Source organism: Pseudomonas sp. E1BtOHC1 (assembly GCF_058744285.1).
In genome coordinates this window covers 997,974-1,009,817 of the sequence record NZ_CP196023.1, presented here as the reverse complement: position 1 = coordinate 1,009,817, position 11,844 = coordinate 997,974, and the positions used below count along the sequence as shown (strand labels likewise).

Below are 11,844 nucleotides of genomic sequence, written 5' to 3'. Positions count from 1 at the left end.
GTCGATACGCGACACACTCTCCGTAGGAGCCGGCTTGCCGGCGAAGAGGCCCCCAAGCCGGCTGCAAACCTGGCGGACGCTTTCGCTGGCAAGCCAGCCCCCTGCGAGACGTGGGGCTCGCAGGAGGTGCCGGCTGGAGTCAGAGGCTGGAGTGTTTCTGCCAGACCTTGGGCTTGAAGAACAGGGTCTCGCCACGGGCCAGGCCGATCAGGCTGTCGTGGTCTTTCACCACTTCGGCTTCGATCAGTTCGCTCTGGCCTTCGACCTTGAGGGTGACCCGGGTGGTGGCGCCCAGGGGACGGATGTCGCGCACTTCGGCGGCGTGGTGGTCTTCCAGTTCCGAACGCGACAGCGACACTTCGTGGGGACGGAACAGCACGTGGTTGTCCTCCCCCAGGTGCAGGCGGTTGGAGTCACCGAGGAAGTGGTAGACGAAGTCGCTGGCCGGGTTCTCGTAGACCTCCCCCGGGGAGCCGATCTGTTCGATCACGCCCTTGTTCATCACCACGATGCGGTCCGCCACCTCCATGGCTTCTTCCTGGTCGTGGGTGACAAACACCGAAGTCAGGTTGATGTCTTCGTGCAGCCGCGCCAGCCAGCGTCGCAGCTCCTTGCGCACCTTGGCGTCGAGGGCGCCGAAGGGTTCGTCCAGCAGCAGCACCTTGGGTTCCACCGCCAGGGCGCGGGCCAGGGCGATACGCTGGCGCTGGCCGCCGGACAGTTGCTCCGGGTAGCGATCGGAAAGCCAGTCCAGTTGCACCATGTTCAGCAACTCATGGACCTTCTCGGCGATCTTGCTCTCGCTGGGACGCTGGTTCTTGGGCTTCATGCGCAAGCCGAAGGCAACGTTGTCGAACACGCTCATGTGGCGGAACAGGGCGTAGTGCTGGAACACGAAACCGACGTTGCGATCACGCACGTCGTGGCCGGAAACGTCCTCACCGTGGAAGACGATGCTGCCGTCGTCCGGGGTTTCCAGGCCGGCGATGATCCGCAGCAGGGTGGTCTTGCCGCAGCCGGACGGGCCGAGCAACGCCACCAGCTCGCCGCTGTGGATATCCAGGTTGATGCTGTTCAGCGCCTTGAAGGCGTTGAAGTTCTTGCTGACGTTACGGACTTCGATCGACATGACTTATTCCTCCGCGGCGCTGGCGCGCAGGCGGTTGATTCGGGATTCGCTCCACTGCTTGAGCAGCAGGATGAACAGCGCAAGGATCAGCAACAGGCTGGCGACGGCGAAGGCGGCCACGTGGTTGTACTCGTTGTAGAGGATTTCCACGTGCAGCGGCAGGGTGTTGGTGACCCCACGGATGTGCCCGGACACCACCGATACCGCACCGAATTCGCCCATGGCCCGGGCGGTACAGAGCACCACGCCGTAGATCAGGCCCCATTTGATATTGGGCACGGTGACGTGCCAGAACATCTGCCAGCCATTGGCCCCCAGCAACCTGGCGGCTTCCTCTTCCTGGGTGCCCTGCTCCTGCATCAGCGGGATCAGCTCACGGGCGACGAAGGGCACGGTGACGAAGATGGTGGCCAGGACGATACCGGGCAAGGCGAAGACGATCTGGATGTCGTGATCCGAAAGCCACGGGCCGAACAGGCCCTGGGCGCCGAACATCAGCACATAGACCAGGCCGGCGATCACCGGCGACACCGAGAACGGCAGGTCGATCAGGGTCACCAGAATACTCTTGCCACGGAACGAGTACTTGCTCACGCACCAGGCGGCACTGACCCCGAACACCAGGTTCAAGGGCACCGAAATCAGTACCGCGATCACCGTGAGCTTCAACGCCGACAAAGCATCGGGTTCGAAGATCGCTTCAAAGAACGCACCGATGCCCAGCTTCAAGCCCTGGGACACCACGATGAACAACGGCAACAGCAGGAACAGGGCGAAAATCAGCCAGCCCAGACCAATCAGCACCCGTCGCGAGGTGGCACTGCCACGGCGGGCGGCGTTGGCGGAGGACGCTGCAGAAATAGACGATTGGGACATGTTCGCGCCTCCTTAGGGTCGTTCGATGCGCCGCTGCAGCAGGTTGATCAGCAGCAACAGGACAAAGGAAACCACCAGCATCAGCACGCCGATGGAAGTGGCGCCGGTGTAATCGTACTGGTCGAGCTTGACCATGATCAGCAGTGGCAGGATTTCGGTCTTCATCGGCATGTTGCCGGCGATGAAGATCACCGAGCCGTACTCGCCGACGCCCCGGGCGAAGGCCAGAGCAAAGCCGGTGAGCCAGGCCGGCAGCAGGGCCGGCACCAGGATATGGCGAAACACCTGCCAGGGCTTGGCCCCAAGGCAGGCGGCGGCCTCTTCCACTTCACGGGGAATGTCCGCCAGCACCGGCTGCACCGTGCGCACCACGAATGGCAGGGTGACGAAGGTCAGTGCCAGGGTGATGCCCAGAGGCGTGTAGGCAATCTTGAAACCCAGGTCGGTAGCGAACTGTCCCACCAGGCCGGTGGGCGCGTAGAGCGCAGTCAGGGCGATGCCCGCCACGGCAGTGGGCAGGGCGAATGGCAGGTCGATCATGGCATCGATGATCTTGCGCCCGGGGAAGGTGTAACGCACCAGGACCCAGGCCAGCAGGGTACCGATGATGCCGTTGATGATGGCCGCATACAGCGCGGTACCGAAGCTCAGCTTGAGCGCGGCGAGCACCCGTGGCGCCGAAATGATCGCCCAGAACTGTTCCCAGGTGAGTTGCGCGGCATGTACGAACATCGCCGCCAGGGGGATGAGCACAATCAGGCTGAGGTACACCAAGGTGTAGCCCAGCGTCAGCCCGAAGCCGGGTATGACGGGGGAGATACGACGCGACATAAGAGTCCTTGGTTAGCGGAACCGATACGCAAAACCCGCAACTGAATGCGGGCTCTACCTTGTAGGAGCCGGCTTGCCGGCGAAAGGGCCTGCAAGTCGTGCATTGCCCTTCAGGACGCCTTCGCTGGCAAGCCAGCTCCTACGGAGGGTCGGGTTTACTGGGCCGTGTAGATCTGGTCGAAGACACCACCGTCATTGAAGAATTTCGGTTGGGCAGTTTTCCAGCCGCCGAAGTCCTTGTCGATAGTCACCAGGTCCAGTTTGGGGAACTGCTGGGCATATTTGGCGGCTACGTCCTTGTCCCGGGGACGGTAGAAGTTCTTCGCGGCGATTTCCTGGCCGGCCGGGCTGTACAGGTGCTTGAGGTAGGCCTCGGCGATCTCGGTGTTGCCTTTCTTCTCGGCGTTCTTGTCCACCACCGCCACCGGCGGCTCGGCAAGGATCGACAGCGAAGGCACGACGATGTCGAACTTGTCGGCGCCGCCGTCTTCCTTGAGGGCCAGGAAGGCTTCGTTTTCCCAGGCCAGCAGCACATCGCCCTGACCGTTGTTGACGAAGGTGATGGTCGAGCCGCGAGCACCGGTATCCAGCACAGGCACGTGCTTGAACAGCTCCTTCACGTATTCCTGAGCCTTGGCTTCGCTGCCACCGGCTTTCAGGCCGTAGGCCCAGGCGGCAAGAAAGTTCCAGCGGGCGCCGCCGGAGGTTTTCGGGTTCGGGGTGATCACCGAGACGTCTTTCTTGATCAGGTCGCCCCAGTCCTTGATGCCTTTGGGATTGCCCTTGCGCACCAGGAACACGATGGTCGAGGTGTAGGGGGTGCTGGCGTCGGGCAGGCGTTTCTGCCAGTCCGCCGGCAGGGTCTTGCCGAGCTTGGCGATTTCATCGATGTCACCGGCCAGGGCCAGGGTCACCACGTCGGCGCGCAGGCCGTCGATCACCGCCCGGCCCTGTTTGCCGGAACCACCGTGGGATTGCTGGATCTTCACGTTGTCGCCGGGATGCTCTTTCTTCCAGAAGCTGGTGAACTCGGCATTGTAGTCCTGGTACAGCTCGCGGGTCGGGTCGTAGGACACGTTGAGCAGTTCGTAATCCTTGGCAACGGCGGAACCGGCAAAAACGGCACTGGCGAGGGCGGCCAGGGCATAACGGCGAATCGACGACATGATGGAGCTCCCGAAATTTTTTAATGTGCTGGCATTTTTCTTATGGCGAATCAGTCCCGCATTCGCGGGCGAACGCTGGGGTTCAGGCTGGGGGTCATGGATGACGCCCTCCGGTTATCCAGTCGGGCCTCTCGATCACGAGAGGGTGATGCGGCGTTCAGCTGGGTTTGTTGCCGGGCTGCTGCAGACGGAATTTTTCCTTGCGTTCGATCTGCACGACCTGGGCGTTGTGCACGGTGATTTCCACCGCACCGAAACGCAGGTCGCGCAGGGCGCTTTGAATTTCCCGCAAGATGGTTGCTTCGTCCTGGCCGTCAACGCTACGTAGAGATGCGCTCATGGTGCTGCTCCTGAGTGAGATGTGCCTGGCAGTGGCGGCACTGCTTGCGGCGTGGGAGCAATAGTAGATAGGCGCGGATATTCTTAAAAATACTATTTAAGAATGTTTATATAACCAGAAGAAATTATTTGGCGGGACACGGGCTTACGCCGCAAGAGCCCCCTGCAACCGTCGCCGCAACGGCTACAGGGGCGGCCATCAGCGGATCTGCGGAGCGTTGCTCCAGACTAGTTGTTCAGCGGGCACCGGCCTTCCGAACCAGTAGCCCTGGCCCAGATCGCAGCCATGTTCGAGCAGGAACCGCGCCTGCTCCGCTTGCTCGATACCCTCGGCGTGAACCTGCATGCCCATGCTCTGGGCCAGGGCGATGATCACCCGGGAGATCGCCGCATCGTCTTCATCGAACGGCAGGCCGGCGACAAAACCCTGGTCGATCTTGAGTTTCTGCACCGGCAGGCGCTTGAGCCGCAGCAAGGAGGAATAGCCCGTACCGAAGTCGTCGATAGCCAGGCGAATGCCCAGTTCACGCAGGCGGTGCATCTGCTCCAGTGCCACTTCGGGATCGTCCATGACCGCACTCTCGGTGACCTCCAGTTCCAGGTAGGCCGGATCCAGGCCCGTGTCGTGCAGCACCTGGGCCACCTGCTGGTACAGCTCGCTGCGAGCGAACAGACGAGTCGAGACATTCACTGCAACAAACGACAGCACCACGCCCTCGGCCTGCCACTGGCACATCTGCCGACACGCCTGCTGCATGACCCAGGCGTCGATCTCGCCAATCATCCCGGTGCGCTCGGCAATCGGTATGAATTCCGCCGGCGACACCAGGCCGCGTTCGGGATGTTCCCAGCGCACCAGGGCCTCGACGCCGATCAGGCGGCTGCTCTTGAGATCGTGCACGGGCTGGTAGTAAACCCGCAGCTCCTGCTGCTCCAGGGCCCGGCGCAGTTCGAAGGCAATCTCCACCCGTTGCTGGGCATGGGCGGTGAGTTCTTCGGTGTACAGGGCATAACCGTTGCGCCCGGCACTCTTGGCCTTGAACAGCGCCGCGTCGGCGTTGCGCAGCAACTGACTGGCGCTCAGGGCATCACTGGGGAACAGGCTGATGCCGATGCTGGCGTTGATCACCACCTGCTGTTCACCCAGCTGGAAGGGCTCCTTGAGGCCGTCGATGATGCGCTGGGCCAGGGCCGCGGCCTGCACCAGTTGCGGGCAGCTTTCCGCCAGCACTGCGAACTCGTCGCCCCCCAGGCGCGCCAGGGTCATGCCCGGGCCGAACATGGCCCCCAGGCGCCCGGCCACGGCCTTGAGCAACTGGTCGCCGACGTTGTGGCCGAGGCTGTCGTTGATCATCTTGAAATGATCCAGGTCGATCATCAGCATGGCGCAGCCGCGCTTGTGGATCTGCGCCGACGCCAGGGCCTGTTCGGCGCGATCGGTGAACAGCAGGCGGTTGGGCAGGTCGGTCAAGGGGTCGTGGTGGGCCAGGTGGGCCAGTTCGTGCTCGGAATCCTTGATGGCACTGATGTCGGAGAACACCGCGACATAGTGGGTGAGCTCGCCTTGCTCGTCGCGGATCGCGCGAATGCTCTGCCATTGCGGGTAGATCTCACCGCTCTTGCGCCGATTCCAGATTTCGCCACTCCATTCGCCGGTTTTCTGCAGCGAGTCGAACATCGCCTTGTAGAAGTCCGGCGAATGGTGACCGGACTTGAACAGGCTCGGCTGGCGACCCAGCACTTCTTCGCGCTGATAGCCGGTGATCTCGATGAAGGCCCGATTGACGTGGACGATCTGGCCTTGGGTATCGCTCACCAGCACGCCCTCGCGGGTGCAGTCGAATACCGCTGCGGCCTGACGCAGGCGTTCGCGGTCCTTCTGCTGATGGCGCAGCCAGCGGTCGGCTCCCAGCACCCGCAGCAAACGCGCCCGGGCAAAGAAGATCAGCACCGCGCTGACCACCGCCCAGACGTAACCACTGATCATCTGCCAGTGGGCCTGGTCAGCGAATTCATCGAAGAAACTGCTCAATAAATAACCACTGAACTGCAGCCACACCAATGACAGCAGCAGGTAAAGCAGCGCGGCACGCAAACCATTGCGATAAGAAACCGACATAAGCCCGTCTATTTCCACACGAAAAGTTTGGGATTATAGAGGAAGAAACATTCCGCCACTCTTATCTGAAAGGGCGACTGGTTTTCTCAGTGAGCTTAGTGATAATGCCTGAGCTGTTTTTTTCTTTATCGAGGGCCTTATCGCCTATGTGGTATGAAGGTTTACTTGGCTTGTCCGCCTGGCAACTGGTGGCAGTCACCCTGTTGATGACTCACGTGACCATCGTTGCGGTCACGATCTATCTGCATCGCTATTCCGCGCACCGTTCCCTGGAACTCAACGCCGGCCTGAAACACTTCTTCCGCTTCTGGCTGTGGCTGACCACGGCGCAGAACACTCGCGAGTGGACCGCCATCCACCGCAAGCACCACGCCAAGTGCGAGACCGTCGACGACCCCCACAGCCCGGTGATCAAAGGCCTGTCCACGGTGCTGCGCAAGGGCGCGGAGCTGTATCGCGAAGAAGCCAAGAACCCGGAAACCCTGCGTATCTACGGCAAGAACTGCCCGGAAGACTGGATCGAACGCAACCTGTACAGCCGCTACAAGCTGGGCGGTATCGCGCTGATGGCGGTCATCGATCTGCTGCTGTTCGGCACCATCGGCATCACCATCTGGGCGATTCAGATGATGTGGATTCCGTTCTGGGCCGCCGGCGTGATCAACGGCCTGGGCCACGCCGTCGGCTACCGCAACTTCGAATGCCGCGACGCCGCCACCAACCTGGTGCCCTGGGGCATCATCGTCGGCGGCGAAGAACTGCATAACAACCATCACACCTATCCCAACTCGGCCAAGCTCTCGGTGAAGAAGTGGGAGTTCGACATGGGCTGGGCCTGGATCAAGCTGTTCAGCCTGCTGGGGCTGGCCAAGGTCCAGCGCGTAGCCCCCATCGCCCACCGGGTCGAAGGCAAGGGGCACCTGGACATGGACACCGCCATGGCCATCCTCAACAACCGGTTCCAGATCATGGCCCAGTACCGCAAGCTGGTGATCGGCCCGCTGGTGAAGCAGGAGCTGGCCAAGGTCGATCACTCGGTACGCCACCAGTTCCACCGTGCCAAGCGCCTGCTGTCCCGGGAAACCAGCCTGCTGGAAGACCGTCACCACCTGCGTATCCAGAACATGCTGGAGCACAGCCAGGCGTTGAAAGTGATCTACGAGAAACGCCTGGCCCTGCAACAGATCTGGGTCAAGACCAGCGCCAACGGCCACGACATGCTGGCGGCGATCAAGGACTGGGTCCACGAGGCCGAGGCCAGCGGTATCCAGTCCCTACGGGACTTCGCCAATCAACTGAAAACCTACTCCCTGCGCCCCAACGCAGCCTAAGCCAAAGCCCCTCGCCACAGGCTGGCGAGGGGCGGCTCCGACCGTCCGGCGGGCGCTCGCAGTATCGCCGTCACGGCCGGGAACTTAGCGTCCGATCCCCTATCTCAAGCAACACTTCGCCACCCAGGCGGGCTTGGTTGTAGCCGCTGTCGAACTTGGCGCGGCACGCCCTTTGAGATCTGTGCCGATGGTCAATAAGAACCCACACATTCCATCTTCGCTTCCCCAGTGGCCCGAGGCCGCGCAAACCCTGATGGCCCTGATGCACGCACAGGGCGAAGTCGCTCGCCTGACCGAGCGCGAGCAGCTGTTCAGCTCCTTGCTGGTCAGCGTCAACGCGGTGCTCTGGGCCTATGACTGGGAACATCGCCAGGTGCTCTATGTCAGCCCGGCCTATGAGCGCATTTTCGGGCGCCCCGCAGGCCTGCTATTGGCGGACTACAACCAATGGCGCAACAGCATCTATCCCGATGACCTCGAATACGCCGAGCGCAGCCTGGCCCAAGTGCTGGAAAAGGGCGCGGTGGAAGATCGCGAGTACCGCATCATCGACGCCGAAGGCCAGGTGCGCTGGCTCAGCGACAAGTGCTTCATCAACCGCAATGCCGAGCCCGGCCAGCGCCTGATCGTGGTGGGCATCGCCGAAGACATCACCGACAAGAAACAGCTGGAGGCCGAGCTGCAACGCCTGGCCACCACTGACGTGCTGACCCAGAGCAGCAATCGCCGACACTTCTTCGAGTGTGCCAACCGCGAGTTCGAACAGGCCCGATTGCAGGGCTCGCCCCTGGCCTTCCTGTTGCTGGATATCGATGATTTCAAGGTGGTCAACGACACCTACGGCCATCCCGAAGGCGACATCGTTCTGCAGCGCATTGCCGAGAGCGGACGTGCAGCACTGCGTCGGGGCGACCTGTTCGGACGCATCGGCGGTGAAGAGTTTGCTGCGGTGTTTCCAGGGTGCGCCGCGGACATGGCACGCCAGGTCGCCGAGCGCCTGCAGCGGGAGATTCAGCGCCAGAGCTTCAGCCACCAGGGTCAGGTCTTCAGCATCACCGTCAGCCAGGGTCTGACCAGCCTGCGGCGGGAAGACGAAAGCCTCGACAGCCTGTTCGCCCGCGCCGATACGGCCATGTACGAAGCCAAGCGTCAGGGCAAGAACCGCATCGTCAGCGGCTGACCGCCATCCCGTAGCAGCTGGGTTGCCAGCGAAGGCACTCCTGAGGCTTGCACAAAGCTCGAAGGCCCCTTCGTCGACAAGCCGGTTCCTGCGGCGGTTCAGCCTTTGCGCAGGCGGGAAAGCTCCGGCAAGCCGACTTTCAGCAGACGCGCCGTCTTGCTGCGGGCCACCTCTTCCACGCCTTCATGTTCGGTCAGCCGTGCCAGTTGCGCCGCCAGGTTCATCACCAGGGCTTCGCGGGAATAGACGCCGCCGCCCAACTGGTAGATCGAGGCGATCAGTTCACGCAGTTCCAGCGGCATGCGCCAGCGGGTGCGCAGCGCCGAGCCATAGGCGGCACCGAAGCGCTCCAGGGCATCACCGATTTCTTCCTGCTCATCCAGTTCGCCACCGGCCTGCTGCCACTCTTGCAGACAGCGCAGCAACGCCAGGTCGCCCAGGCGGTGCAACAGGCCCGCGCAATAGCAACGCTCCTGATCCAGGTCCAGCAGGCGGGCCAGGGTCCGACCATATTCCGCCGTGTGCAGCGACAGCTCCCAGTAGCGCTCGGCATAGTCCGCAAGGGCCGGATCGCTCAGGCGCGCGCTGCGCTTGAGGGCCAGGCCGAGAATCAGGTTCATGCTCTGCCCGGTACCCAGCCGGTGCAGGGCCTGGGACAGGGTCTGTACGCCTTCACCATTGTGTTGCGCAGCACTGTTGGCGGCGCAGATCAGCACGGCAGTGATTTGGGGGTCGGTGCGGATCTCCTCCTCCAGCAGCTTGAGGTCCAGCCCGTCGGGGTTGAGGCTGCGCTTGACCGCCAATTGCACATCGGTCAGCAACGGGGCGCCGTCGGCGATCTCGCGACGGCGTTCAAGAAAGGTCCACAGGGTCATGCCCGGGGCCAGGGTCGGCACCTCGCAGGAAACCTCCTGGCCAGCATCCAGCAGCAGCCCCTGCAGACGCTGGGTCAGGCCTTCCATGTTCAAGGGTTTGGTCAGGTAGGCAGTGGGCGCCAGAGGCAAGGCCTCGCGCACGCTGGCACTGTCGCTGCGCACGCTGAGCAAAATGAATGGCTGCAATGGGTTGCGCTTGCGCTGGCGCACGGAGCGCAGCAAGGCGAGACCGTCGATGCCCGGCAACTCCCAGTCGGCAATGATCAGGTCATAGGGTTTGGCACTCAACAGTTCCAGGGCTTCCTGACCGTCGGCACACAGATCCAGGCGTGCGTCACAGCGAACGTTGAGTAGCACTTGCTTGAGCAAATCGCGGGACCAGGGATCGGCCTCGGCAATCAGCACACGAGGTACAGCGGGTAAATCAACAGCGGTCATGCAGCACGCTCCCTAGGCAATCCTTTGCACCTTAGTCAATGCGCGGGCTTCCATACAGCGCAAATCCCCTATGGACCGCCTGGGGATGAAAAAAACCCGCCGAAGCGGGTTTTTTTGTCGATCAGGTCACAACACCGTCAACTCAGAGTTCAGCGAAGCACTCTTCGATGATGGCCAGGCCTTTGTCCAACTGCTCGTCCGGCGAGGTCAGTGGAACCAGAACCCGCAGTACGTTGCCGTAGGTGCCGCACGACAGCAGGATCAGACCCTTGTCGCGAGCCTTGGCCACGACCTGCGCCACAGCAGCGGCGTTCGGCTTGTGGCTGTCGCCGTTCTCGAACAGCTCGACCGCGATCATCGCGCCCAGGGCACGCACTTCACCGATCACCGGGTACTTGGCCTGGATGGCTTTCAAGCCGCTGACCAGGCGCTCGCCCACGGCCTTGCAGCGGTCCAGCAGGTGCTCTTCTTCGAACACTTCCATCACCGCCAGAGCGGCTGCACAAGCGATCGGGCTACCGGCGTAGGTACCGCCCAGGCCGCCTGGAGCGATGGCGTCCATGTATTCGGCCTTGCCGCAGACACCGGCCAGCGGGAAGCCGCCAGCGATGGATTTGGCGAAGGTGGTCAGGTCGGCGGCAACGCCCATCTGTTCCATGGCGAAGAAGGTGCCGGTACGGCCGGCGCCAGTCTGCACTTCGTCAGCGATCAGCAGGATGCCGTGCTGGTCGCACAGGGCGCGCAGGCGCTTCATGAACTCTTTGGGCGCGACGTAGAAGCCGCCTTCGCCTTGTACCGGCTCGATGATGATCGCAGCGATATCACGGGGCTCGGCGTCGTTCTTGAAGATGCGCTCGATGCTGGCGATGGAGTCGTCGATGCTCACGCCATGCAGTTCGTTGGGGTACAGCGCGCGGAAGATGCCGCCTGGCATCAGGCCCATGCCGGCCGAGTACGGCACGACTTTGCCGGTCAGGCCCAGGGTCATCATGGTGCGGCCGTGGTAGGCGCCGGTGAAGGCGATCACGCCGGCGCGGCCAGTGGCGGCACGGGCGATCTTCACGGCGTTTTCCACGGCTTCGGAACCGGTGGTCACCAGCAGGGTTTTCTTGGCGAAGTCACCTGGAACCTTGGCGTTGATTTTCTCGCACAGTTCCACGTAAGGCTCGTAGGCCAGGACCTGGAAGCAGGTGTGGGTCAGCTTGTTCAGCTGCTCGGTCACCGCGGCGATGATTTTCGGGTGTACGTGACCGGTGTTCAGCACGGCGATGCCGCCGGCGAAGTCGATGAATTCGCGGCCTTCAACGTCGGTGACGGTGGCGTTCTTCGCGCTGTCGGCGAAGATCGGGTGAATCTGGCCAACACCGCGCGGTACAGCGGCTTCACGGCGTTTCATCAGGGATGCGTTGGTCTTGCTCATAGTGTCCTCATTCACCGCTGCTAAAGCGGTGTGATTCAAGGGTTGCGGGGCGGGGAAGCGCCTGCGACAGCATGCGATGATCGACTGCCGGAGCCTTCCCGGGCCACCTTGAAAATTACGTTTTTTACAGCGGCGCAAAG

The 11,844-nt window shown here is 62.4% G+C and carries 10 protein-coding genes; 2 read left to right on the top strand and 8 right to left on the bottom strand.

Features of this window, described 5'->3' with window-relative positions:
- Nucleotides 1-139 precede the first annotated feature (139 nt).
- The 6 genes from ACSSVC_RS04695 to dibA all read right to left on the bottom strand — a co-directional run bounded on the left by ACSSVC_RS04695 (nucleotide 140) and on the right by dibA (nucleotide 6,460).
- The gene (locus tag ACSSVC_RS04695; protein ID WP_346634051.1) at nucleotides 140-1,129 is read right to left on the bottom strand and encodes a sulfate/molybdate ABC transporter ATP-binding protein; all 990 of its coding nucleotides are present in this window, start codon (nucleotides 1,127-1,129) and stop codon (nucleotides 140-142) included.
- A gap of 3 nt (nucleotides 1,130-1,132) precedes the next feature.
- Nucleotides 1,133-2,005 (bottom strand): sulfate ABC transporter permease subunit CysW, encoded by an 873-nt coding sequence (gene cysW, locus ACSSVC_RS04690; RefSeq protein WP_346634050.1) that lies wholly within the window; start codon nucleotides 2,003-2,005, stop codon nucleotides 1,133-1,135.
- 12 nt (nucleotides 2,006-2,017) lie between these two features.
- Nucleotides 2,018-2,836: a sulfate ABC transporter permease subunit CysT gene (cysT, locus tag ACSSVC_RS04685; RefSeq protein WP_346634049.1), complete on the bottom strand. Its 819-nt coding sequence runs from the start codon at nucleotides 2,834-2,836 to the stop codon at nucleotides 2,018-2,020.
- Between the two features lie 155 nt (nucleotides 2,837-2,991).
- Nucleotides 2,992-4,002 (bottom strand): sulfate ABC transporter substrate-binding protein, encoded by a 1,011-nt coding sequence (locus tag ACSSVC_RS04680; protein WP_346634048.1) that lies wholly within the window; start codon nucleotides 4,000-4,002, stop codon nucleotides 2,992-2,994.
- A 157-nt stretch (nucleotides 4,003-4,159) separates the two neighbouring features.
- Complete coding sequence (oscA, locus tag ACSSVC_RS04675; protein ID WP_022643503.1) at nucleotides 4,160-4,342, bottom strand: sulfur starvation response protein OscA; 183 nt, start codon at nucleotides 4,340-4,342, stop codon at nucleotides 4,160-4,162.
- Between the two features lie 198 nt (nucleotides 4,343-4,540).
- Nucleotides 4,541-6,460, bottom strand: a complete 1,920-nt coding sequence (dibA, locus tag ACSSVC_RS04670) for a phosphodiesterase DibA (protein ID WP_346634047.1) — start codon at nucleotides 6,458-6,460, stop codon at nucleotides 4,541-4,543.
- Between the two features lie 146 nt (nucleotides 6,461-6,606).
- On the opposite strand from dibA, the gene desA reads away from it, so the two are divergent.
- Together desA and ACSSVC_RS04660 are read left to right on the top strand one after the other, a co-directional pair.
- The gene (gene desA / locus ACSSVC_RS04665) at nucleotides 6,607-7,791 is read left to right on the top strand and encodes a delta-9 fatty acid desaturase DesA (RefSeq protein ID WP_346634046.1); all 1,185 of its coding nucleotides are present in this window, start codon (nucleotides 6,607-6,609) and stop codon (nucleotides 7,789-7,791) included.
- A 187-nt stretch (nucleotides 7,792-7,978) separates the two neighbouring features.
- Nucleotides 7,979-8,971: a GGDEF domain-containing protein gene (locus ACSSVC_RS04660; protein WP_346634045.1), complete on the top strand. Its 993-nt coding sequence runs from the start codon at nucleotides 7,979-7,981 to the stop codon at nucleotides 8,969-8,971.
- A 98-nt stretch (nucleotides 8,972-9,069) separates the two neighbouring features.
- Here the strand turns inward: ACSSVC_RS04660 and ACSSVC_RS04655 are convergent, their stop codons facing one another.
- Both ACSSVC_RS04655 and gabT read right to left on the bottom strand, forming a co-directional pair.
- A complete protein-coding gene (locus ACSSVC_RS04655; protein ID WP_346634044.1) occupies nucleotides 9,070-10,284 on the bottom strand; it encodes an HDOD domain-containing protein in 1,215 nt (404 codons plus the stop codon).
- Nucleotides 10,285-10,426: 142 nt separating this feature from the next.
- The gene (gabT, locus tag ACSSVC_RS04650; protein WP_346634043.1) at nucleotides 10,427-11,704 is read right to left on the bottom strand and encodes a 4-aminobutyrate--2-oxoglutarate transaminase; all 1,278 of its coding nucleotides are present in this window, start codon (nucleotides 11,702-11,704) and stop codon (nucleotides 10,427-10,429) included.
- Nucleotides 11,705-11,844: the final 140 nt, after the last annotated feature.